Genomic DNA, 23,892 nt, shown 5'->3' with positions numbered 1-23,892 from the left:
AAACCTGGGCGGCAGAATACCGGATGGACGGCCTGCGACCTCCTGACGACCCAGGAACACGCAGGCATCATCAGCCGGGCAAACCGGCGGTTGAGGGCCGCACCGCGCGCGCCACGCGCCGGGAACGACCGCAGGGAGGCATGCCATCTCCGCAGGCGGCAATTGTACGCGACGGCGCGCCACGCACACAATGCACACGCCGCCGGGCCGCTGCGAAACGACGGCGCCGGGCCGCTGCGCCGTCAGTCGCGCGGCGCGAGCGCGATCCGCGCGATCAGCCGGGGCGCGATCTGCTCGAGCGGCAGGATCGCCGACGCCGCGCCGATCGCCGCGGCCGCCTTCGGCATCCCGTACACGGCGCTGGTCGCCTCGTCCTGCGCGATCGTGTACCAGCCCTTCGCACGCATCGCCTTCAGGCCGAGCGCGCCGTCGCGTCCCATGCCGGTCAGCAGCACGCCGAGCGCCTCGCCCTGCCAGCCGTCCGCGACGCTGTTGAAGAACACGTCGATCGACGGCCGGTACGGCGTGTCGGCCGGATGCCGCGTATAGCCGAGCACGCCGCGCGGCGACAGCGTCAGATGGTCGTTGGTCGCCGCGAGCAGCACCGTGCCCGCTTCCGGCACGCTGCCCTCCCGCGCGACGCACACCGGCAGCCGCGTATAGCCGTCGAGCCATTCGGCCATGCCGTACGCGAATGCCTGGTCGACGTGCTGGACGATCACGATCGCGGCCGGAAAGTCGGCCGGCAGCGCGCGCAGCAGCGCGGTGAGCGCGGTCGGCCCGCCCGCCGACGCGCCGATCGCGACGAGCGTCGGCTGGCCGCGCGCGGACGCGGGCCCCGGCGGCACGAGCGCCGCGGAGCGGCTTTCGAGCAGCCGGCCGATCTGGTCGATCTTCGCGAGCAGCGCCTGCGGCGACGCGTCGGTCGACAGCCCGAGCGCGAGCGTCGGCGTGTCGACCGCGTCGAGCGCGCCCGCGCCCATCGCCTCGTACACCGACGACGTATTGGCGCTGACGCTCGCCGTCACGATCAGGATCGCGCACGGCGCGCGCGCCATGATCCGCCGCGTCGCGGCGACGCCGTCGACCTTCGGCATCACGAGATCCATCAGCACGACATCGGGCGGATGCGCGACGCAGAAATCCACCGCCTCGTCGCCGTCGGTCGCGACCCACAGCACGCGATGGTCCGCGCGCAGCGCGATCACGCGGCGCAGTGCCTCCACGGCCAGCGGCAGGTCGTTGACGATGCCGATGTTCATTCTCGCGCGTCTCCGATCAGGTCGTGCACGGCATCGAGCAGCGCTTCGTCGTGGAAGCTGCTCTTCGCGAGGTAGTAATCGGCGCCGGCGTCGAGCCCGCGGCGGCGATCCTCGTCGCGATCCTTGTACGACACGATCATCACCGGCACGCGCTTGAGCATCGGGTCGTTCTTGATCAGCGTGACGAGTTCGATCCCGTCCATGCGCGGCATGTCGACGTCGGTCACGACGAGATCGAACGCATCGCTGCGCACCGCGTTCCACCCTTCCATCCCGTCGACCGCGACCGTCACGTCGTAGCCGCGCTTTTCCAGCAGCTTGCGTTCGAGCTCGCGCACCGTCAGCGAATCGTCGACGACGAGCACGCGGCGGCGCCGGTCGGCGAGCGCGAGCTGCGGATCGCGCGAGACCCGCGCGAGCTGCCCGCCGCGCACGAGCTTGTCGACCGAGCGGATCAGGTCCTCCACGTCGACGATCAGCACCGGGTCGCCGTTCTCGAGCAGCGCGCCGGCCGCGATGTTCTGGATCTTGTTCAGGCGGCTGTCGAGCGGCTGCACGACGAGCATCCGTTCGCCGAGGAAGCGGTCGACCGCGACGCCGTACAGCTCGGGTTCGCCGCCGACGACCACGACGGCCGTACTGGCGCGCGCCACGTCGGGTTCGCCCGCGTCGAGCAACTGGTGCGCGGCGACGAGGCCCGCGCGCCGGCCGTCGAACGGAAAATGCGGCTGCCCTTCGAGCACGTCGATGTCGTCGTGCGCGAGTTCCAGCGTGCGGCGCACGTGCGCGAGCGGGAACGCGTACGGCTCGCCGCCGACCTCGACGAGCAGGCTGCGGATCACCGACAGCGTGAGCGGCAACTGCAGCACGAAACGCATGCCGGCACCCGGCTCGTTGAAGATCCGCACCGCGCCGCGCACGCCGCGCACCATCTCCTGCACCGCATCGAGGCCGACGCCGCGCCCCGATACGTCGGTCACCGCGTCGCGCATCGAGAAGCCCGGCAGCAGCAGGAATTCGAGCAATTCGGGATCGGACAGCCGCGCGGCCGTCTCGTCGTCGGTCAGGCGCTGGCGCACGACGGCCGCGCGCAGCGCGTCCATGTCGACGCCCGGCCCGTCGTCGATCACGCTGACGAGCAGCGAGCCGGCGCTGTGGCGCGCCTCGAGCGTGACGCTCGCCTCGGCCGGCTTGCCGCGCGCGTGCCGCGCTTCGGGCGAATCGACGCCGTGGTCGATCGCGTTGCGCAGCAGGTGGCCGAGCGGCGCGTCGAGCAGGTCGAGGATGTCGCGATCGACCTGCGTGCCTTCGCCGACGATCGAGAAACGCACCTGCTTGCCGAGCGAGCGCGCGAGATCGCGCACGATGCGCGGGTACGCACGCGTCGCGTCGCCGAACGGCCGCATCCGGCATTGCAGCGCCTCGTCGTAAAGCTGCTCGGCGATATGCGTGCTGCGCCGCTCGAAGCGGTCGAATTCGTCCATGCGCTCGGCGAGCGAGCGCTGCAGGTCGTTGAGCATGTGCCGAACTTCGTTCATCGACGCGAGCATGCCGGCGTCGAGATCGTCGGCGAACTGCTCGACCATCAGGTCGAGCGAACGGGCCGCGTCGCGCTGCGCGCGCTTCACGCGCAGCATCGATTCGGCGAACGGCTTGAGCCAGCGCGATTCGACCAGCGATTCGCCGGACAGGCTCAGCAGCCGATTCAGCGTATCGGCGCGCACGCGGCGCATCGCGCCGGCGCCCACCACGCGGCCGGCCTGGGCCGGATCGGGCGCCGGGCCCGACACGGCGAGCGGCGGCACCGCGGCACCGGCCCCGACCGGCTCGTTCGCGGCGCCGTCGTGCTCGCGATACGGCACGAACGACGGCGGCGGCGCGGCGGCCGGCGCCTGCATCGTCTGCGCGCCGTCGGCGCCCGTCAGCGCCGCCGCGAACACGTCGATCTCGGTCTGCGACACGGGGTGCCCCTGCGGATCGCCGACACGCACCAGCAAATCGACGCCGGCCAGCAGCACGTCGACGTGCGTGGCCGTCAGCGCGATCGTGCCGGCCTGCGCGGCGACGAAGCACTCTTCCATCCGCCCCGCGATCTCGACGCCCATCGGCACGCCGACGATGCGGGCGGCGCCCTTCAGCGAATGCGCGGCGCGCATGCACGCTTCGAGCGCGACGGAATCGGGCTCGCCCGATTCGAGCGCGAGCAGCCGCTCCGACAGCGCCTGGGTCTGCGTGCGCGTCTCCTCGCGATACAGCTCGAGCAGCGACAGGTGGCTCAGGTCGTCATCGCCGCTCATCGCATGCTCCGTGTCACGGCGTCGAACAGACGGTCGTCGTCGAGCAGCCCCACCGACTTGCCGCGCCACGACAGCACGCCGCGCGACAGGCCGGCGCTCGCACGCCCGACCGTCGCGGGCACCGGCACCCAGTCGGACGCGCCGAAGCGCAGCACGCCCTCGACTTCGTCCACCGGAAACACGACCGGTTCGCCCTGGTGCGCGGCCACCAGCAACCGCGTGAAACGGCCGTCGCCACCACCGCTCCCGCCGCGGCCGGCCTTGCCGGCATCGAGGCCGAGCAGCGCGCCGATCGAGATCGCGATACGCAGCGTGCCGCGGATGTTGACCACACCGCGCACGGCGGAATGGCGTCGATGCGGCAGCGAATGGATCGGGCGCGTGCCGGCGATCTCGCGCAGCACGCCGATCGGCAGCGCGAGCCATTCGTCGGCCACCCGGAACGCGAGCGCCGCATGGCGCGCGTCGCCGTCGTCGTTGCCCACGCGCGCCGTGCCGAACGCGCTCATCCGGCGCGTGACGTCCGCCATCTCGGCCACGTCGAGCGGACGCTCGAGCAGCCTCGCCGCGTTCGATGCATAGACCGGGCAGTTCAGGCAGCGCTGGCAGTCGTTCAGCCGTTCGCACGAGCGGTCGCCGCGCGTGCCGATCCGGTTCCAGCAGTCGTCGACGTCGAGCGTCGCATCGTCAGTGGCAGCGGCGTCGCGGTTCATGCATTCCTCCGGTCATCGCGGTGTCGGTCCCATTCCCGTCGTCGTGTCAGCCGGCCGAACGCCGGGCGCGTTCGAGCAGCCATTGCGCGCCCGCGCGATCGCCGCCGACGTCGAGCAGCGTCGCGAGATGCGTCAGCGCCTCGTGATGCGTGGGGCGCAGGTACAGCGCCTTCCGGTAGAAGTCGCTCGCTTCCGCGGCGCGCCCGCGCGCATCCGCGATCAACCCGTTCAGGTAGAACGCATCGGCATGCGGGCCGACGCGCGCCGAGAACTGCGCGAGCACGCGCTCGGCCTCGTCGAACGCGCCCGCGTTCGCCAGGGCCTGCGCATCCTCCAGCGTCGGGACATCGTCGATTGCCGGCGCAATGCCGTCGTAGGCCGGTACGGCCGCCGCGGCGGTCGCCACCGTCAGGTCGGCCCGTGCGTCGACTGCGGCCGTCTCCACGGCCGGCGCCGCCGCGAACGGCTGACGCACGTCGCCGAACCAGGCCGGGGGCGCGACGGCCACCACCGGGCGCGGCGCGGCGAGCGGGGCGACCGTGAAGCGCTCCGCGCGCTGGTGCGGCACCGCCGCGGACAGCGGCGCAACCGGCCGCGCCGCGCATGCATCGGCCGCCGCGCCGGCCGGCTCGCGATGAAACGCGAACGCCAGCGGCACGCGCGCCGAGCGCATCCCGTGCCGCATCGCGACGCCCGTCTCCGCCGGCCCGACGAACAGCATGCCGTCGTCGGCGAGGCGCGCGTCGAGCGAGCGGATCACGCGATCCTGCGCGTCGCGGTCGAAATAGATCAGCACGTTGCGGCAGAACACGAAGTCGTAGCGAATGCCGGTATCGGCCACCGGCTCGACGAGGTTCGCGTGGCTGAACTGCACGCACGCGCGCACGCGCTCGTCGAGCAGCCAGCCGTCGCGGGTCGGCGTGAAATACCGCGTACGGAACTCCGTCGCCGTCCCGCGGAATGCATTGCGCCCGTAACAGCCGAGCCGCGCCTGCTCGATCGCGCGCGCGCTGAGGTCGATCGCGTCGATCGCGAAGCTGGCCGGCTCGAGCCCCGCATCCAGCAACGCCATCGCCGCCGAATACGGCTCCTCGCCCGTCGAACACGGCGCGCTCAGCACGCGGATCACGCGGCCGGGCATTGCGGCGAGCCGTTCGGCGGCCAGCCGCGCGAGCGTCGCGAAGGCCTCGCGGTCGCGGAAGAACCACGTCTCCGGAACAACGAACAGCTCGATCAGCGCGCGCCGTTCGTCGGCCGACGCGTTGAGCTGCTGCCAGTACGCATCGAGCGCTTCCGGCGTCACGGGCGCCCGCGCAGCCGACGGCACGCGCTCGCCGTCGGCCTGCAATGCATGCACGCGATCGGTCAACGCCCGCATCAGGAAATCGTTGCCGAGCGAATCGGGGTCGATGCCGGTCTCGCGCAGCAACCAGCCGCGAAATCGCGATTCGGACACGTTCATGCAGACTCCTCCCCGTGGCCCGACAGGCCGTCGAACAGATACAGGCGCGCAACGTCGTCGATCAGGTCGGGCACCGACACCTGCTGCACGACGCCGTCGGGCGTGTTCGCGACCCGACCGAGCCAGCGCGTGCGCGCGGTCGCGATGCCGCTCGCGCGAAACGCCGCGCGGTCGATCCGCATCGTCTGCGTCGCACGCTCGACGATCAGGCCGATCGTGCGCTCGCCGTCAGCGTGACCGGCGCGATAGCGGACCAGCACGAGCCGCGTCGAGCGCAGCGCCTGCGCGCGCCGCCCGAGCGCCAGCATCGGCACGTCGATCACCGGCACCGGCTGGCCGTCGCGCATCAGCAGCCCGGCGATCCAGTCGGGCGCGCCGGGCATCGCCTTCATGACGGCGAGCGGCAGCACCTTGTCGATGCCGGCCGCGTCGAGCGCATAACGCTCGCCGTCGAGCTCGAACATCAGGAACAGCGCGCGCGCGCCGTTCTGCGGATCGGCGCGCGTCACGCGTCGACCTTGAAGCGCGACACGCTGGTGCGCAACTGGTTCGCGACGAGCGTCAGGTCGTCGATCGCCTGCGACGACTGGCGCAGCGATTCGGCCGTCTGCTGCGCTGCCTCCGACAGTTGCGACAGCGCCTGCGTGATCTGCTCGGCGCCGTTCGCCTGCGTCTGCATGCCTTCGTTGACCATCTGGAAGCGCGGCGCGAGCGTCTGCACCTCGGCGATGATCTGCGACAACTGCCCGCCGACCTGCTGCACGTCCAGCATCCCGCGGCGGACTTCCTCGGAGAACTTGTCCATCCCCATCACGCCCGCCGACACGGCCGACTGGATTTCCTTCACCGTCTGCTCGATGTCGTAGGTCGCCACCGCCGTCTGGTCGGCGAGGCGGCGGATCTCGGTCGCGACGACCGCGAAGCCGCGGCCGTACTCGCCGGCTTTCTCGGCCTCGATCGCCGCGTTCAGCGACAGCAGGTTGGTCTGGTCGGCCACCTTGGTGATCGTCGCGACCACCTGGTTGATGTTCAGCGCCTTCTCGTTGAGGATCGCGAGCTTCGCGTTCACCGAGCCGGCCGCGTCCATCACGCTGCGCATCGTCTCGCCCATCCGCGTGAGCCCGCTCTGGCTCACGCCCGCGAGCGTCGCCGACTGCTCGGCCACGCCGGCCACCTCGTTCATCGTGCGCAGCAGGTCGCGCGACGTCGCGAAGATCTCGCGCGAGGTCGCGCCGATCTCGGTCGTCGTCGCGGCCGTTTCGTTCGCGGTCGCCTGCTGCTCGCGCGAGGTGGCCGCGATCTCGGCCACCGACGTCGTCACCTGCAGCGACGATTGCTGCGCGCGCGACACCAGCTCGGTCAGCTCGTCGGCCATCCGGTTGAAGCCCGTCTCGAGCGTGCCGAACTCGTCGCGGCGGCGCAGGTCGAGGCGATGTGTCAGGTTGCCGGTGCGCATCACGTCGTGCACCTCGACGAGCCGCGCCATCGGCACGGTGACCGAACGGTACAGCATGTAGCCGAGCCCGAGCGCGGACAGCAGCATGAACGCCAGCGCGGTCGCCAGCACGATCTCGGTGTCCTGCACGGATTCGCGGATCAGCTTCGCGGACTGCTCGGCGAACTTGCGGTTCTCCTGCACCAGCACGTTCGCGTTGCGCACGACCTCGGTCCACGCGGGCAGCGTTTTCGCGTACGCGGCGACCGCGTCTTCGCGCGACGCGCGGCCCTTCTGCACCGCTTCGTTCAGCAACGGCACGTAGTGATCGTAGGCGCCGCGGAACGCCGTGAAGCGCTGCCGGTCGTCGTCGCGAAACGTCGTGTTCTGGTAGTCCACCGTCAACGACTCGACCTCCTTCAGCGCGTCGGCGATCTTCGCGAGATCGCGCTGCGCGGCGTCGGGATCGGTTTCGACGAAGATCGCGCGCTGCAGCAGCGTGAACGATTCGTTGACCGCGCCGCGCAGCGTCGACGCGAGGTAGACGCCGGGCAGCGAGTCGCGCTCGATGCTGACGGCTTCGGCGTTGATCGCACGCAGTCGCTCGTACGACACGCCGGCCGTCACCAGCATCAGCACGAACAGCAGGCCGAAGCTGAGCAGGATGCGATTGCCGAGCGTCAGCCGGGCGGCGCCGATCGTCGGATGCAGGCTTTCATTGGTCGCGCGGGGCGTCACGGTGGCCATGTTCGTTATGGGCTTTCTAAATTCAGCGTTGAAAAAACCGCGCCCGCGTGCGCGCCGAATGGCGCGCCACGAGCGCATCGAGGTCTCTCGGGCGGCGCGGCGGCGGCAGGCCGCGGCAGGCCGCGCCGCGACGTCACCGCTCCGCCTGCGCCGGCAGCCGAAGCGCGACCATGAAACCGCGCGCCGTATTGCGCATCAGGATCTGGCCGCGATGCCGCGCCGCCGTTGCGCGGACGAATGCGAGGCCGAGGCCGAAACCGCCGCGCGCCGCGCCATGCGCGGATTCGAGCTGCACGAACGACTCGGTCGCGGCCGTGCGCTGCTCCGGCGCGATGCCGGCGCCGGCATCCTCGACGCCGATCAGCCAGGCGCCGTCCTCGCCGCCCAGCGTGCAATGTACGTCCATCCCGGCCGGGCCGTATTTCAGCCCGTTGTCGACCAGGTTCGCGACCGCGCGCGTCAGCATCATGCGGTCGCCCATCGTCACGCACTCGCCGTCGGGCACGTGCGCGATCACCCGGCAGCCGAGCCCGGCCGCCTTCTCCCACAGCTGGTCGACGGCGTCGACCACGATCTCGTTGAGACTCACGACTTCGTGCGCGCGGCGCTCGGACTGCGCGCGGGTCAGGTGGATGAAGCCGTCGGCGAGCGCGAGCGCGCGCCGCGCATGGCCGGCGATGCGCTCCATGATCGCCGGCATGTCGCCGTGTTCGGCCCGGTAGACGTCGAGCAGCGCGAGGATCGACGTCTGCGGCGAACGCATGTCGTGCGACAGGAAATCGAGCGCCTCGTCGCGCTGCCGCGACATCAGGTACGAATTCGAGTGGTAGCGAATGCGCGCGGTCAGCTCCATCGCGTCGGGAAGTTTCACCAGATAGTCGTTCGCGCCGGCAATGAACGCCTCGCGCTTGACGATCGGCTCTTCCTTCGCCGACAGCACGATGATCGGCACGCGCGCGGTGCCGGCGTCCGCGCGCCACGCGCGCACGAGATCGAGGCCGTCGATCTCCGGCATCACGAGATCCTGCAGGATGACCGTCGGCTTCACGTCGCGCGCGACCGCCATTGCCCGATGTGCGTCGGTGCACACGTGCAGGTCGATGTCGTGCTCGCTGCGCAACGCGCGGCGGATCACCTCGCCGACGAATGGCTGGTCGTCCACAAGGAGGACCGATAACCCCGATTCGAGGCAATCCGAGGCATTATCACTACTCGATTCTTTCATAAATCCAGTTTCAAACGCCGAATCTCCAAACGATTCTTTCATAGGAGTTGTTTATCCGACTGGGACGCCATCTTATATTGGCAGTTGAAAAACCCGCCTGATTCCGCCGATTAGGCCTGTCGGCACTGCCTTGCGGGGCTTCGGGCGCCGTTGTTTCCCCGTCGACGACCGCATTACCTCCGCATTCTTTCTCTCAATAAACATAACCGGCTGATTCTAAATGAAATTAGAACACAGCATCTATCTCCTTCCGGTTTAGTTTTGCCAAATATGCAGAAAGAGACGGCAACGGATAAATCGGATCATTTCCGGATTCGACGCACGATAACGTTTGCGAGACCCGCGCCATAAGGCTTGCATGTCGTGCAAGGCTGCGGGATCGGTCGTATTGGGGCCTGATCGTGGCGAGTCAAATCGGCAGTGCGAGGGGAAATCGCGCGGCGGGCGACGCTCGATCCGCATGCGTATGAGAACCGGCGGGGAGCCGGCAGGACGCCGGCCCCCGTGGGGGGAGTCGTGAGCCCGCGGCCGATTAGCCGCGCGCGTGCTGCGCGGACACTTCCTGCAGGTCGAGGTCGCGTTCGAGCGTGTGCAGCATCTCGTCGTGAATGCGCCCCGACCGGTGCAGGCGCAACAGCTCGGCGCGCCCGGCCCGGATCGCGGCCAGCACCACGTCGTAGTGCGCGGTGCGCACTTCCACCGGATACGCGGGCGCGTTCTTCGACCGCTCGGTCAGCTCGGCGCGATACGTGTACTGCTCGAGCAGGCGCGGATGGATCACGACGCCGTTCTCGTCGCGCACGAGCGGCTGGATCGCCGCGAGCTGCGCGGCCTCGACGTACGCCCACGTCTGCGGCTCGGTCAGGTGGTGCGCGGCGCGCTCGTCGCGCGGCGGCAGGCGCAGCAGCCGGATCAGCGGCCCGATCGTCGTGCCCTGCAGCAGCACGGTGACGAGGATCACCGCGAACGATGCGACCAGGATCACGTCGCGGCCGGGCAGCGCCTCGGGCAGCGACAGCGCGATCGCCAGCGTCACCACGCCGCGCATCCCGGCCCAGCTCATGATCGTCGCGGCCTTCCAGTCGGGCGCCTCGCCGCGGCCCGCGAGGCCGCGCACCGGCCACTTCAGCGCCTCGACCGCGTAGATCCACACGAAGCGCGACACGATCACCGCCGCCAGCACCGCGAGCACCGGCGGCACCATCGTGCCGAGCACCTGCTCGAAGCCGCCGAGCCGGTGGATCGCGCCGCGCAGCGACAGCCCGATCAGCACGAACACCAGCGCCTCGAGCAGGAACACGATGACCTGCCAGAACGCGGTGCCGCGCGTGCGCACGGCCGCCGAAAACACTTCGTGCTGATGCCAGCCGACGATCATGCCGGCCGTGACGGTCGATATCACGCCCGACACCTCGACCATTTCACCCGCGATGTACGCGATCCAGCCGGCGATCACCGCGACGGTGATCACGAGATAGTCGTCGTCGAGCAGCTTCAGGAACCACACGACGAGCTTGCCGACCACGAAGCCGACCACCACGCCGCCGAGCCCGAGCTCCGCGAAGCGCACGACCGCGTGCTCGAGGCTGAACGCGCCGGTGAGCGCGGCCGCGACCGCGAAGCGGAACAGCACGAGGCCGGCCGCGTCGTTCAGCAGGCTCTCGCCTTCGAGCAGCACCATCAGCCGGCGCGGCAGCGCGACGCGTTCGAGCACGGCCTTCGCGGCCACCGCATCGGGCGGCGACACAATCGCGCCGAGCGCGAAGCACGCGGCCCACGGCAGCGTCGGCACCACCCAGTGCACGGCGAAGCCGACCGCGAACGTCGTGAATACGACCGCGCCGATCGCCAGCATCAGGATGCCGCCGACGTTGCGCTTGAATTCTTCCCACACGGAGAAGTACGCACCGTCCATCAGCAGCGGCGGCAGGAACACCAGCAGCACCAGCTCGGGATCGAGATCGATCGGCGGCAGGCCGGGGATGAACGCGATGCCGATGCCGCCGATCAACAGCGCGGCCGCGGGCGGCAGCCGCAGCCGCTTGGCGATGCATTCGAGCGCGACGATCGCGAGGAATGACAACAGAACCAGCTTGAATGCCGAGACGGGGGACATGAATCGACCTCGTGAAGAATGAATTCGCGCGTTCCGGCGTCGTACCCCGGTCGGCAGTTTCGCGCGATTACATCACGAGGCGACGCCCATCGTCGAGCCCGTTTCGGGCAGTTCGGCGCGCGGGACACGCGCGGCGCCGCACCACGCTCGCGACGCGCGATGAAAGAACGGCACGCGGGCCGGCCCGATCGCCCGCCCGCGTGCCGTCGTGGCGCCGCGCCGCCTGCCGCGCGTTACCGGCGCCGCACGACCATCAACCGCGGCTCGGTCATGTCCTCGATCGCGTAGCGGACGCCTTCGCGGCCGAGGCCCGAATCCTTCACGCCGCCGTACGGCATGTTGTCGACGCGGAACGACGGCACGTCGTTGATCACGACGCCGCCCACCTCGAGCTCGTCCCACGCGCGCTGCGCATGCGTGAGCGAATCGGTGAACACGCCGGCCTGCAGCCCGAAGTCGCTGTCGTTCACGCGCGCGAGCGCGTCGTCGAAGCGGTCGAACTTCTCGAGGATCGCGACGGGGCCGAACGCCTCCTTCCGGTACAGGTCCTGCTCGCGCCCGACGTTCTCCAGCAGCGTCGCCTCGAACATCGCGCCGTCGACCTTGCCGCCCGCGACGATCTTCGCGCCCGCCGCGACGGCCGCGTCCATCCAGCCCGACAGCCGGCGCGACTCGGATTCGGAGATCATCGGCCCGACGAACGTCGACGGATCCTTCGGATCGCCCATCTTCAGCGAACGCGTCTTCGCGATCAGCTTCTCGCGCAGCGCGTCGTACAGGTCGGCATGCGCGAGAATCCGCTGCACGCCGATGCAGCTCTGGCCCGACTGGTAGTACGCGCCGAACGCGAGGCGATCGACCACGTAGTCGAGCCGCTCGCGCTGATCGGCATCGACGATCGCGGCCGCGTTACCGCCGAGTTCCAGCACGACTTTCTTCTTGCCGGCCTTCTCCTTCAGCGCCCAGCCTACCGCCGGCGAACCGGTGAACGACAGCAGCTTGAAGCGCTCGTCGGTCGTGAAGAGGTCGGCGCCATCGCGATGCGCGGGCAGCACCGAGAATGCACCCTTCGGCAGGTCGGTTTCCGCGAGCACCTCGCCGATGATCAGCGCGCCGATCGGCGTGCGGCTCGCCGGCTTCAGCACGAACGGGCAGCCGGCCGCGAGCGCGGGCGCGACCTTGTGCGCGGCGAGGTTCAACGGGAAGTTGAACGGCGAGATGAACGAGCACGGGCCGACCGGCACGCGCTTCGTGTAGCCCGTATAGCCCTGCGCCCGCGCGGAAATCTCGAGATTGACGATCTCGCCGTCGATGCGCACCGATTCCTCGGACGCGACGCGGAACGTGTCGATCAGCCGCGTGACTTCGCCCTTCGAATCGTTGATCGGCTTGCCGGCCTCGATGCACAGCGCCTCGGCCAGCTCGTCGAAACGTTCGCGAAACCGCGCGACGCAATGATCGAGCACGGCCTGCCGCTTGTAGGCCGGCATCTCGCGCATCGGCTTCGTGGCGTCGACTGCCGCGGCGATCGCCGCGTCGATCGCCTTCGCGTCGGCCAGCGCGACGCGCGTGGCGACCTTGCCGCTGAACTTGTCGGTCACCTCCAGATCGGTGTTCGCGTAGACGGCTTCGTTGGCGAGATAGTACGGATAGGTTTCCTTCAACATGGAACGACTCCTTCCTGTGAACGGGGAATTCAGAGTTGCGCCGACAGGCGCTTGATCTCGCGGTTCAGCACGCGCTCGTTGTCCGAGTAGTCGATCGGCACGTCGATCACGTGCACGCCCGGCGACGCGAAGCATTCGCGCAGCAGCGGCTCGAGATCGTCGGCCGACTCGACGCGATGCCCGTGCGCACCGTAGCTTTGCGCGTACGACACGAAATCGGGGTTCTGCAGCGTCATCGCGAAATCGGGAAAGTTCATGTTCTCCTGCTTCCAGCGGATCATCCCGAACGCGTCGTCGCGCAGGATCATCACGACGATGTCGAGCTTCAGCCGCACGGCCGTTTCGAGTTCCTGCGAATTCATCATGAAGCCGCCGTCGCCGCACACGGCGATCACCTTGCGCTGCGGATGCACGATCTTCGTCGCGATCGCCGACGGCAGGCCCGCGCCCATCGACGCGAGCGCGTTGTCGAGCAGCAGCGAGTTCGGCTCGTGCGCACGCCAGTACCGCGCGAACCAGATCTTGTACATCCCGTTGTCGAGACAGACGATGCCGTCCACCGGCAACGCGTTGTACAGGTCGTTCACGATCCGCACCGGGTACATCGGGAAGCGCGGATCGTGCTGGCCCTTTTCCAGATGCGCGTCGAAATGCGACTTGATCATCCTGAAGCGCTCGAAATCCCAGTGCGATTGCGGCGTCAGCGCCTCCTTCATCTGCCACACCGCATTCGCGATGTCGCCGACCACCTCGATCTGCGGGAAATAGACGGGGTCGACCTGCGCGCCGAGGAAGTTCACGTGGATCACGGTCTTGTCGTCGGTGCGCATGAAGAACGGCGGCTTCTCGATCACGTCGTGGCCGACGTTGATGATGCAGTCCGCATGCTCGATCGCGCGATGCACGAAGTCGCCGTCGGACAGCGTCGCGTTGCCGAGCCACAGCGGGTGCGTCTCGTCGATCACGCCCTTGCCCATCTGCGTCGTGAAGAACGGAATGCCCGTCTTGTCGACGAATTCGAGCAGCATCTTGCAGGTGGTCTTGCGGTTGCCGCCCGCGCCGATCATCAACAGCGGATGACGCGCGGCCTGGATCGCGTCGACCGCATGCGCGACCGCCTTCTCCTCGGCCACCGGCCGCCGGCTGTAGCTGCGCGGGATCGGCTTGCCGTCGCCCTCCTCGTGCGCGATGTCCTCGGGCAGTTCGAGGTGCGCGGCGCCCGGACGCTCTTCCTCCGCGCGGCGAAACGCCTCGCGCACGGCCGACGGGATGTTGCCGATCGACACGATCTGCCGCGTGAACTTCGTGAGCGGCTGCATCATGTCGACCACGTCGACGATCTGGAAGTGGCCCTGCTTGCTGGACTTGATCGGCTTCTGCCCGGTGATCATCAGCATCGGCATCCCGCCGAGCTGCGCATACGCGGCGGCCGTCACGAAGTTCGTCGCACCCGGCCCGAGCGTCGCGAGACACACGCCGGTGCGGCCCGTGAGGCGGCCGTAGGTGGCGGCCATGAACCCGGCCGCCTGCTCGTGCCGGGTCAGCACGAGCTTGATCTTCGATCGCCGCAGCGATTCGAGCAGATCGAGGTTTTCTTCGCCTGGAATGCCGAACACGTACTCGACGCCTTCGGCTTCCAGCGCCTTCACGAACAGATCCGATGCTTTCATGGGACTCTCGGTTATGCCGCCTGCCCGGCCTACGGACACGCGGCGTTCAGGACGCGCGCCGGCCTACGGCACGCGGACGCCTTACCTGCTGGACACAAACCACGACACTGCTCGCCGCGCGGCACGCGATGCCGGAGCGTGATGCGCGATGCGCGGCGGCGCCTCCGGATGATGGAGGACGAACGGATCCGCCCGCGCGCGGCCAGCTCGCGCGAACGGCAAAGACGTTTTCGATTGTAGACGGATTCCTGAAATTCCGGCTTCGACCGGATGGCCGGCTCCGCCAGCGGAAAGATCGGCCTGACGGCCAGTCAACACCCGCCGACGCGCCGGCCGGGCTGTAATGGCAACGATGTTCCATTCAACAGACATGTGAACCATGGTTGACACACTGCAATTCATGCCCTACAGTCCTCCTGCATTCAGCATCCGGACCACCGACGTCTTCGACGCCTGGTTTGCCGGCCTGCCCGATCGCATCGCCAGGCGCCGCATTCAGGCGCGCATCGACCGCCTGTCGATGGGCAATCCGGGCGACTGGAAATCCGCCGGCTCGCCCGTCGTCGAAATGCGCATCGATCATGGGCCCGGCTATCGCGTCTACTACGCGAGGCGCGGGACGATCTGGGTGATCCTGCTCTGCGGCGGCGATAAATCGACGCAACAGGCCGACATACGCGCCGCGCACGCAATGCTCGCGCACCTCGACATGGAGTGATCGATGGACAAGATCAAGACGCGGCCGTGGGATTCGGCCGAACACCTGAAAACCGAAGACGACATGGCCGACTACTTCGACGCCTGCCTGCAGGAGGCCGGCGACGATCCGGCCTTCATCGCGCACGCGCTCGGCGTGATCGCCCGCGCGCGCGGCATGTCGCAGGTCGCGCGCGATGCGGGCCTGTCGCGCGAAGGGCTGTACAAGGCGCTGTCGCACGACGGCAATCCGAGCTTCGGCACGATCCTGAAAGTCATCAAGGCGCTCGGCCTGCAATTGCACGGCGCCAAAGCGTCCGCGTGATCCGGCGGCGCGCGGCGTCGCGTCATGCGCGCAACGCCCGTGCCCGCGTCAGTGCAGCCAGCCGGCCGCCCAGCGCGGCGCCAGCGACACCAGATACAACCCGAGTCCGATCAGCCCGCCGACCAGCGTGCCGTTGATGCGGATGTACTGCAGATCCTTGCCGATGTTCAGTTCGATCTGTCGCGACATCTCGCGCGCATCCCAGTTGCGCACCGTGTCGCGAATGTGACGCATCAGGAAATCGGCAAAATCGGGCGCCATCTCGTGCACGGCCTTCTCGATATGCTCGTTCAGCGACGCGCGCAGCGCCGGGCTCTCGGCGAGCCGCGCGCCGAGCCAGCCGCCGAGCGTCGCGGCCTGCCGGTGCAGCGCAGAATCGGCGCGCGCGAGATCGGCCTTCAGCCAGGCCCGCAACTGGCCCCACAAGTCGCGCACATAGTCGTTGAACGCGTCGCCGTCGCGGATGTAGCGTTTGATCTCGTCGCCCTTCGCGATGAATGCGGGGTCGTGCTTCAACCGCTCGGTCAACCGCACGACCGTCCGATCGAAGCGTTGCCGCAGTTCATGCTCGGGGTCGGCCGCCACGCCTTCCAGCACGCGGCTCACCGCACTCGCGAGCATCCGCGCGCCGTTCTCGCCGAACCACTGCGTCGGCATGATCTTCTCGACCTTCGGGTATTGCGTCTTCAGCCATTCGACGATGAAGCCCGCGATCACCTCGCGGTTCTCTTCCTTGCCGAGCACGTCCACCACCTGTTCGATCGCGTCGTCGAGCAGCGCCTGGTGGCGGCCGTCCTTCGTCAGCGTGTCGAGGATCGCACCGGCCGATTGCGACAGGTCGACCCGGTCGATCACCGCGCGGAATGCATCGTGGACGAACGACTGGATCCGCGCGTCGTCGGTCATGTCGAGCGCGAAGCTCATCAGCTTCGTCACGTAGCCGCCGAGCGCGTCGGTGTTCGCCGGCTCGCCGAGCCACGCGCCGAGCATCCGCGCCGGGTCGTGCTGGCGGATCTGCGCGGCGAGCGCGTCGGGGCCGAGGAATTTCTCGCGCACGAACACCGCGAGGTTGTCGGCGATCTTGTCCTTGTTCTTCGGGATGATCTCGGTGTGGCGCGACACGAACGGGATCGGCACGCGGCGGAACAGTGCGACGACCGCGAACCAGTCGGCCAGCGCGCCGACCATCGCGGCTTCGGCGACGGCCTTGAAACCGTCGACCCACGGGCCGCGCGGCAGCAGGATGGTCGTGACGAACACCGCGACGGCCGCCAGCAGCAGCCACAGCGCACGGCGCTTGCTTCGTTTCAGTTCGAGGGCTTTGTCTGGCGTCATGGAGGACGGGCGGATCGGCGATGTCGTTAATATCCCCGATTTCGCCGCAGCCGACAAACCCGCGGCCGGCGTCGCACACACGGCGCATGCGCGCCGCGTGTGCCCCGCTACATGAACGCCTTCAGACTGACCGCCGGATCGGCCAGCTTCACCGGATCGGGCGCCGCGCCTGCCGCGATCAGCCGGCGCGACGCGCCGATGTCGCGCCCGAGGTTCGCCGCGGCCACCGCGACGACCCTGCCGTCGTCGCCGAGCCCGAACACCGTGAACGGCCCGCTCGCCGGATCGCCGCGCACGACGATCGTGCGTTCGCCGCCGAACAGCCCGAGCATCTGCAGGTTGTAGTCGTACTGATCGGACCACAGCCACGGCAGCTCGGCATAGCGCTCGTCGGCGCCGAGCAGGTTCGCGGCCGCGACGGCCGGCTGGTTCTCGGCCACCTGCCACGATTCGATCCGCACGTGCCGCCCGAGCAGCGGATTGAAGTGCATCGTCACCTCGCCCGCCGCGAAGATCGCCGCATCGGCCGTGCGGCAGCCCGCATCGACGCGTATCCCGTTGTCGACGTCGAGCCCGGCCGCCTGTGCGAGCTCGACGTTGGGCACCACGCCGATGCCGACCACGACGATATCGGCCGGCACGTCGCCGCGATCGGTTTCGACGATCGCGCCGCCGCCCGGCGCGCGACGGATCGCGCGCGGCAGCGTCGCCAACCGGAAGCTCACGCCGCGCGCATCGTGCAGCCGATGCGCGAACGCACCGACCACTTCCGGCAACGCGCGCTGCAGCAACCGGGGCGCAGGATCGATCACCGTCACGGCGCAGCCGAGCTGGCGCGCCGCCGCCGCGACCTCGAGGCCGATGAAGCCGCCGCCGAGCACCGCCACACGACGCCCTGCATCAAGTTGCGCACGCAACGAACGTGCATCGCCAACGGTACGCACGTAATGCGGCACGACGCCCTCGTCGACCGGACCACCGAACGCACGCACCCGCGAACCCGTCGCGAGCACGAGTCGCGCATACGGCAGCGTCGTCCCGTCGTCGAGGCGCACGCGCCGTGCATCGCGCTCGATCGCCTCGACGCGCGTGCCGAGCCGCAGCGCGATGCGCTGCGCGTCGTACCACGCCGCATCCCGGATGAACGCGCGCTGTTCGCCGCCATCGCTCAGCAGCGCGTCCTTCGACAGCGCCGGCCGGTCGTACGGCAGCTCGCGCTCCGCGCCGATCATCACGATGCGCGCCGCCGCATCGCGTGCGCGCAGCGCTTCGGCGGTGCGCCGCGCCGCGTGGCCGGCGCCGACGATCACGAACGGATCAGCCGACATCGACTTCCACCTGCCCGTCGACGATCCGGATCGGATAGGTCCGCACCGGCTCGGTGATCGGCGCGCATTTCGGCGCGCCCGTGCGAATGTCGATCAGCCCCTGGTGCAGCGGGCATTCGACGCAGCCGTCCTCCACATAACCTTCGGACAAGCGCGCGTGACCATGCGAACAGAGGTCGTGCATCGCGAACAGTTCGTCGCCGATCCGGAACACGGCGATCGGCTTCTGGCCGGCGACGCGCGCCGCCGGTTCGTCTTCGGAGAATTCGTCGAAAGCGCCGAGCGGATGCCACTCGGCCAGCGTTGCTTCGGTCATGTCGTTTCCTTGCTTCGTCGGAGCGGTCAGATCGGCGTCGCGAGCAGCGTCTGCACGCGCGACGTGTCGTAGATCACGCGCTTGGTCTTGTAGCGCAAGCCGTCGGGCGTGCGGACCACCGTGTCGTAGTACTTGCCGGCCTGGTACACGTTCGATTCGCCGTTGCTGCGCGTCTGCACGACCACGTAGTTGCTCTCGGTATCGAATTCGCCGTCGCGTTCGGCGACGATCGTCAGGCCCGACGTCATGTGCCGGTACGTATGCTCCTCGTAGATGTTCGCGTGCCGCAGCGACACCACGCGGTCGCGCAGCATCCGCTGGTTCGTGCAGTGGACGATCCCGACCGGCAGCCCGAGATCGGCGTTCTCCTTCGGCACGATTTCGTACGTGCAGTCCTCGGTGAACATCTCCGGCCAGTGTTCGAGCCGGTCGTTGTCGAGGTGCCCGATGTAGCGGTTCTGGAGCATGTAAATCTCGAACCACGTCTTCATGTCTTCCGTCATTTCTTGCTCCCGCCTCAATAGCCCATCAGCTTCTGATAGCCGACCCAGAACTTGCGGATCAGGCTCTCGGTGATCACCGTGTCCTGCTGGTCCGGATTGCCGCGCGACATCTCGATCACCGACGTCGCGTCGGCATCGCGCACCGTGCCGCGCTGCACGAGCTCGGTCGCCTCCGTGTCTTCCATCGAGATGTAGCCGGCCGGCCCGACCAGGTTCGCCTGCTTGATGCGCAGCGCGCGCAGCTCGGGCGTGTCGTCCGCATAGCCGAAGAAGTGGAAGATCAGCTCGAAGTTGTCCGGCCCCTTCGGCAAGATCTGCCGCGCGACCAGCGTGTTGTGGATCTGCTGGATCACGAGCTGCGGGAAGATCGGCTGGATATGGTTCGTGCAGTCCTCGTCGTATTCCGACACGAGATCGAGGATCGACTCGTCTTCCAGATGGAAGCCCTCGTCGAACGAACGGATGTTCTGCTGCTTGTACGCGGCCGACGTATCGTCACCCGTCTTCGTCACCGTGATGATGCTGTGCAGCCCGTGGTTCGCATCGGGAATCGAGCGCGCCTTCATCCCGACGCGGAAGATGTTGAAGGTCGTATGGAACAGGTGCAGCATGCTCGCGTGATACGGGTCCTTCACGTTCTCCATGTACAACTTCCAGTTCGACTTCGAATACTGGCGCGTGCAGCCGAGATACTCGATCGGCTTGTGGAAGATCCGGTCGATCCAGGGGCGCATCTGCTCGCCGAGATAGTCGGGCAGCGGCGCGACCTCGTCGCTGAAGGTCGCGAACACGAGCCCGCGATAGCTGTCGACGCGCAGCTTGCGCAGCCCGTGCTGCTTCGGATCGAAATCGGCCGGCATCCCGGTCATCCCCTTCTGGCCGCGCCGGAACGGCACGCCGAGCAGGTTGCCCTGGTTGTCGAAGCTCCACTGGTGATAGACGCACGTGTGCGAACTCGCGTTGCCGCGCGACTTGCGGCACACCTGCGCGCCGCGGTGCGCGCAGCGGTTCACCCATGCGGACAGCGCGCCGTCCTCGGTGCGCGTGACGACCACGGGCGTGTCGCCGACGAACGTGCTCTTGAAGTCGCCGGCGTTCGGGATTTCCGCTTCGAGCGCGACGAAATTCCACGTCGGCCCGCGGAAGATGCGTTCCTGCTCGCGATCGTAGACCGCCCGCGAGCTGAACACCTTGTACGGCACGCGCGAGCCGTCGTCGTGCGGGAAAGTCACGTCGGATGCGTCGCCGCGTGCGGCGAAAACGACGGGCGATTCTGTCTGCTCCATGTCGGACTCCTTGTCGATCCGTTGCGTTGAATGCATGGAGCCGATTTTTGAAAAGCTAATATTCGGCGTCTATCCGGAAAGTGCGATTGCGGCGGCGCAATATCCACTTTCGGCGGATTTCTGCGCTAGCATGGCGGCACACGCGGCTGGCGCACGATCGCGCCCCCGTTCGCCGGATCGAAGCGCGTGCCGTCCATACCAAGGCTGAAGTCCATGTCCCCAACGTCGTTCGAGCCGCTCGCGCTGCGCGCGCACCGGCTGTTCGAATCCCGCGATCTCGACGAGACGCGCGAGCGGATCTCGCGCGTGATGCAGCCGCACGCGCTGCTGCCGAACGGCCGCGTGCACGGGGCGTCGCACATGGATTTCGTCAGGCTGGGCGGGCTCGGGATCGGCACCATCGCGTTCGGCGACGCGATGCGCGTGCAGGTCGACGCAGTCGACGGCTATTACCTGCTGATGTTCTGCCTGTCCGGGCACGCGGAAGTCCATGCGATGGGGCGTCGGCTCGGCGTCGACGGCCAGACCGGCGTGCTGTGCGCGCCCGGCGAGCGCTTCGACGCGGTGCTGTCGGCCGATTGCGAACAATTCGTGCTGCGCATCGACGCGGCGACCGTCGGCTCGCTGACCGGCGACCCGCGCGCGACGCTCGATCCCGTGCTGCACGTCAGCGACGCCGCGCTCGCCGCGTGGCGCCAGCAGTTGATGCTCGTCGCGCGCTCGCCCGAGCTGCTCGAACGCGCGAACGCGAACCCGCGGGTCGCGTCGCAGCTCGAGCATCTGCTGATCGACCTGCTGATCGAAGGCCATCCGCCGTCGTCCGTGCCGCACGCGTCGCACCGCGACCCGGCGCCGGGCTTCGTGCGGCGCGCGCAGGAGTTCGTCGATGCGCATTACGCACAGCCGCTGCAGCTCGCCGATATCGTCCAGGCCGCCAACGTGCCCGAACGGACGCTGCGCGACGCGTTCCTGCAATTCCGCGGCATGAGCCCGATGCAATACCTGCGCGCGACGCGGCTCGCGCACGCGCGCGAACTGCTGCGCGGCGCGGCATCCAACCGGCGGATCGCCGATATCGCGCTCGACTGCGGGTTTACCCATCTCGGGCGGTTCGCGATCGCGTATCGGGAAAAGTTCGGCGAATCGCCGTCGGAGACGCTCGACGGGCTGCGCTGAACGCACGCCCGCGCGTTTTCGGGCGGACGCGCCCGCGGCAGCGCGGGCAGTTGCCTGTTGCATGGCACGCGCGCACGGCGACAAGCGGGCCGACGATCATTGCGGTACCGCGCGGCGCCGACCGCTTCGGTGGCCGCAGCCGTCTCCGGCACCGGTTGCTGCGATGGCGCGCGCAGCGCGAGCGGCGTCAGCGGCGTCAGCGGTTAGTGCCGCTGGTGCCCATGCCTGCGCCGTTTGCGCCGGTCATGCCGGTTGCGCTGTGTCGGCAGCGCCCGCGGGCGGCAATCGCGGGCCATCCAGTCGCGACGACGCGCAGGCCAGCGCGCGTTCCACCTGTTCGAACATCGCCCGCGTGGCCGGGCTATGCGGGCACGCGCGCAGCAGCAATTCCAGCCATTTCAGCCGCCGCGCCAGCATCGGCACGACCATCGTGCGCACGATCAGCCGCTGATCCGCGTCGGACGGATCGAAACGCGCGCACGTGTCGACGAGCGCGTCGAGCGTCAGTACTGCCTGAGTCGGGTTCGTCATGAGCGTCATGAACAGAGCCACCGCCCGCATCGCCGCGGACGGATCGTGAAAGTGAACGGCGAACGCGCGCGCCGGCGTGTCTGGCGCACCGGCATGCACGTCGCCACAAGCGCGGACCGCGTGGCGTTCAAAACGCGTGCCACTCGGCGGCCCCGCCCGCTGCCGCTACCGGCACGCTCGGCGGCCGCGCCGCCGCCGGAGGCTGCACCCGCGCCGCAGGCGCAACCGCCGGCGCGGCGGGCTCGTCCGGGGAGACCTCCGCCAGCCGGAACGCCGACATCGCCGCCTGCAAATGGCCGGCCTGCTCCTCGAGCGAATGCGACGCCGCGGCCGCCTGCTCGACGAGCGCCGCATTCTGCTGCGTCACGCCCTCCATCTGCCCGATCGCCACGTTGACCTGCTCGATTCCCTGGCTCTGCTCCCGCGACGCAGCCGCGATTTCGGCGACGATGTCGGACACCTGCTTGATCGCCTGCTTCACCTGCCCCATCGTCGCGCCGACGTCCGCGGCCTGCTGCGCGCTGTCATGGATCATCGACACCGACGCACCGATCAGTTCCTTGATCTCCTTCGCGGCGCTCGCGGAGCGTTGCGCGAGGTTGCGCACTTCGCTCGCGACCACCGCGAAACCACGCCCCTGTTCGCCCGCGCGCGCCGCTTCCACCGCCGCATTGAGCGCGAGAATGTTGGTCTGGAACGCGATTCCCTCGATGACGCCCGTGATGTCGGACACCTGGCTGGAGCGATCGCTGATCTGCTCGATCGTCGCGACCATGTGCTGCACGGCGTCGTGGCCGGCGTCGGCCATTCCGGTCGCGCGCGTCGCGAGCGTATTGGCCTGCTGCGCGTTGTCGGCGTTCTGCTTCACCGTCTCGGTCAGTTGCGTCATGCTCGACGCGGTTTCCTCGAGCGACGCGGCCTGCTCCTCCGTGCGAGCCGACAGATCGGCATTGCCGCTCGCGATCTGGTGCGACGCGATCGCCACCGATTCCGCGCTGCGCTTGATGCCGCGCACCGTCGTGCCGAGCTGCCGGTCCATCGTCTCCAGCGCGCCGAGCAACTGGCCGAATTCGTCGTGCGAGTCGATGTCGATCCGGTTGTCCAGCCGGCCGCCCGCGATTTGGTCGGCCACGCGCACGGCCTTGCCGAGCGGCGTCGAGATATGCCGCAGCAGATGCGCCGACGCCCACACCGCGACCAGCAGACCGACACCGATCAGGCCGATCGCGATCCACAGAATGTTGCGGAAGGTCGATTCGCTGTCGTCGACGAACGATTTCGCCTGCTCGACGTTCAGCGCGATGTCGTCCTCGAGCGCCTGCCTGAGCAGGTTCGCGGTCGGCGACAATCGCTCGATCACCGCCCTGGCCGCGTCGTGATCGCCGCCGTTCATCGCCGCGGCCACGTCGTTCACCCCGGCCCGGAACTGCGGCAGCACGCTGCGGATGCGCTCGGCGATGATGCGTTCCTTGTCGCTCGTGATCGATTCCCCGTAATAACGGCCCCAGATCGTATCGAGACGGCTTTGTTGCGTGCGAATGTCGTCGACCGCGCTGCGCATGAGCGCGGGGTCATGCTCGGCCTGCAGCCGGCGCATTTGCAACCGTATGTTGAACGCGAGCGCGCTGATTTCCGTCAATTCGACGATCGGCACCGTATTGCCCGTATAGGCGCGATGGAGATTCGAATTCAGTCTGGACAGACCGAATACACCGAACGTGCCAATTGCGACCATCAACGCGACGCACACCGCAAGGGTGGCAAAAATCCTGAACTTTATGCTTTTCGCAAATCGACTCACC

20 protein-coding genes and 1 riboswitch are annotated in these 23,892 nt (G+C 68.5%); of the genes, 3 read left to right on the top strand and 17 right to left on the bottom strand.

The window, feature by feature from the left end; genetic code table 11:
* Positions 1-54: 54 nt before the first annotated feature.
* Positions 55-160, bottom strand: a riboswitch (Fluoride riboswitch).
* 82 nt (positions 161-242) lie between these two features.
* The 10 genes from CFB52_RS19115 to CFB52_RS19065 form a co-directional block, all read right to left on the bottom strand.
* On the bottom strand, positions 243-1,262 hold the full coding sequence (locus CFB52_RS19115; RefSeq protein WP_099317200.1) for a chemotaxis response regulator protein-glutamate methylesterase: 1,020 nt from the start codon (positions 1,260-1,262) through the stop codon (positions 243-245).
* On the bottom strand, positions 1,259-3,559 hold the full coding sequence (locus CFB52_RS19110; protein ID WP_099317199.1) for a hybrid sensor histidine kinase/response regulator: 2,301 nt from the start codon (positions 3,557-3,559) through the stop codon (positions 1,259-1,261). The genes CFB52_RS19115 and CFB52_RS19110 overlap by 4 nt, the downstream gene beginning before the upstream one ends.
* Positions 3,556-4,272 carry a chemotaxis protein CheW gene (locus CFB52_RS19105; RefSeq protein ID WP_099317198.1) on the bottom strand — a complete coding sequence of 239 codons (717 nt, stop codon included), beginning with the start codon at positions 4,270-4,272 and terminating at the stop codon, positions 3,556-3,558. The genes CFB52_RS19110 and CFB52_RS19105 overlap by 4 nt, the downstream gene beginning before the upstream one ends.
* Positions 4,273-4,318: 46 nt before the next feature.
* On the bottom strand, positions 4,319-5,734 hold the full coding sequence (locus CFB52_RS19100; protein ID WP_099317197.1) for a protein-glutamate O-methyltransferase CheR: 1,416 nt from the start codon (positions 5,732-5,734) through the stop codon (positions 4,319-4,321).
* Complete coding sequence (locus tag CFB52_RS19095; RefSeq protein ID WP_059573753.1) at positions 5,731-6,243, bottom strand: chemotaxis protein CheW; 513 nt, start codon at positions 6,241-6,243, stop codon at positions 5,731-5,733. Before CFB52_RS19095 ends, CFB52_RS19100 begins: the two co-directional genes overlap by 4 nt.
* Positions 6,240-7,916, bottom strand: a complete 1,677-nt coding sequence (locus CFB52_RS19090; protein WP_099317196.1) for a methyl-accepting chemotaxis protein — start codon at positions 7,914-7,916, stop codon at positions 6,240-6,242. Before CFB52_RS19090 ends, CFB52_RS19095 begins: the two co-directional genes overlap by 4 nt.
* Positions 7,917-8,049: 133 nt before the next feature.
* A complete protein-coding gene (locus CFB52_RS19080; RefSeq protein ID WP_059573751.1) occupies positions 8,050-9,183 on the bottom strand; it encodes a hybrid sensor histidine kinase/response regulator in 1,134 nt (377 codons plus the stop codon).
* Between the two features lie 490 nt (positions 9,184-9,673).
* Positions 9,674-11,257 (bottom strand): Na+/H+ antiporter, encoded by a 1,584-nt coding sequence (locus tag CFB52_RS19075; RefSeq protein ID WP_099317195.1) that lies wholly within the window; start codon positions 11,255-11,257, stop codon positions 9,674-9,676.
* A gap of 233 nt (positions 11,258-11,490) precedes the next feature.
* Complete coding sequence (locus tag CFB52_RS19070; RefSeq protein WP_099317194.1) at positions 11,491-12,924, bottom strand: aldehyde dehydrogenase family protein; 1,434 nt, start codon at positions 12,922-12,924, stop codon at positions 11,491-11,493.
* 29 nt (positions 12,925-12,953) lie between these two features.
* The gene (locus tag CFB52_RS19065) at positions 12,954-14,594 is read right to left on the bottom strand and encodes an acetolactate synthase large subunit (RefSeq protein ID WP_059639075.1); all 1,641 of its coding nucleotides are present in this window, start codon (positions 14,592-14,594) and stop codon (positions 12,954-12,956) included.
* A 400-nt stretch (positions 14,595-14,994) separates the two neighbouring features.
* On the opposite strand from CFB52_RS19065, the gene CFB52_RS19055 reads away from it, so the two are divergent.
* On the top strand, positions 14,995-15,312 hold the full coding sequence (locus CFB52_RS19055; RefSeq protein ID WP_060163117.1) for a type II toxin-antitoxin system RelE/ParE family toxin: 318 nt from the start codon (positions 14,995-14,997) through the stop codon (positions 15,310-15,312).
* A 3-nt stretch (positions 15,313-15,315) separates the two neighbouring features.
* On the top strand, positions 15,316-15,615 hold the full coding sequence (locus tag CFB52_RS19050) for an addiction module antidote protein (RefSeq protein WP_059573746.1): 300 nt from the start codon (positions 15,316-15,318) through the stop codon (positions 15,613-15,615).
* Positions 15,616-15,663: 48 nt separating this feature from the next.
* Here CFB52_RS19050 and CFB52_RS19045 read toward each other — a convergent pair whose 3' ends face one another.
* From CFB52_RS19045 to andAc, 5 genes are all read right to left on the bottom strand, one after another.
* Entirely contained in the window at positions 15,664-16,950 is a 1,287-nt protein-coding gene (locus CFB52_RS19045) for a DUF445 domain-containing protein (protein ID WP_089465445.1), read from the bottom strand.
* Between the two features lie 107 nt (positions 16,951-17,057).
* Positions 17,058-18,278 (bottom strand): anthranilate 1,2-dioxygenase system ferredoxin--NAD(+) reductase, encoded by a 1,221-nt coding sequence (gene andAa / locus CFB52_RS19040; RefSeq protein WP_099317193.1) that lies wholly within the window; start codon positions 18,276-18,278, stop codon positions 17,058-17,060.
* Entirely contained in the window at positions 18,268-18,594 is a 327-nt protein-coding gene (gene andAb / locus CFB52_RS19035) for an anthranilate 1,2-dioxygenase ferredoxin subunit AndAb (RefSeq protein ID WP_099317192.1), read from the bottom strand. The genes andAa and andAb overlap by 11 nt, the downstream gene beginning before the upstream one ends.
* 26 nt (positions 18,595-18,620) lie before the next feature.
* Positions 18,621-19,097: an anthranilate 1,2-dioxygenase small subunit AndAd gene (andAd, locus tag CFB52_RS19030; protein ID WP_006479528.1), complete on the bottom strand. Its 477-nt coding sequence runs from the start codon at positions 19,095-19,097 to the stop codon at positions 18,621-18,623.
* Between the two features lie 14 nt (positions 19,098-19,111).
* Positions 19,112-20,383 (bottom strand): anthranilate 1,2-dioxygenase large subunit AndAc, encoded by a 1,272-nt coding sequence (andAc, locus tag CFB52_RS19025; RefSeq protein ID WP_034174903.1) that lies wholly within the window; start codon positions 20,381-20,383, stop codon positions 19,112-19,114.
* Between the two features lie 213 nt (positions 20,384-20,596).
* Here andAc and andR point away from each other — a divergent pair, with 213 nt between their 5' ends.
* Entirely contained in the window at positions 20,597-21,559 is a 963-nt protein-coding gene (gene andR / locus CFB52_RS19020) for an anthranilate 1,2-dioxygenase regulatory protein AndR (protein ID WP_059573743.1), read from the top strand.
* A 243-nt stretch (positions 21,560-21,802) separates the two neighbouring features.
* Here the strand turns inward: andR and CFB52_RS19015 are convergent, their stop codons facing one another.
* Both CFB52_RS19015 and CFB52_RS19010 read right to left on the bottom strand, forming a co-directional pair.
* Positions 21,803-22,189, bottom strand: coding sequence for a hypothetical protein (locus tag CFB52_RS19015; RefSeq protein ID WP_257220517.1), 387 nt, complete (start codon positions 22,187-22,189; stop codon positions 21,803-21,805).
* A gap of 28 nt (positions 22,190-22,217) precedes the next feature.
* Positions 22,218-23,891 carry a methyl-accepting chemotaxis protein gene (locus CFB52_RS19010; RefSeq protein WP_099317191.1) on the bottom strand — a complete coding sequence of 558 codons (1,674 nt, stop codon included), beginning with the start codon at positions 23,889-23,891 and terminating at the stop codon, positions 22,218-22,220.
* Position 23,892 lies beyond the last annotated feature (1 nt).

The organism is Burkholderia sp. AU18528 (genome assembly GCF_002223215.2).
Lineage (GTDB): Bacteria > Pseudomonadota > Gammaproteobacteria > Burkholderiales > Burkholderiaceae > Burkholderia > Burkholderia semiarida.
The sequence above is the reverse complement of the archived record's forward strand: the minus strand, read 5'-3'. Positions and strand labels throughout refer to the sequence as shown.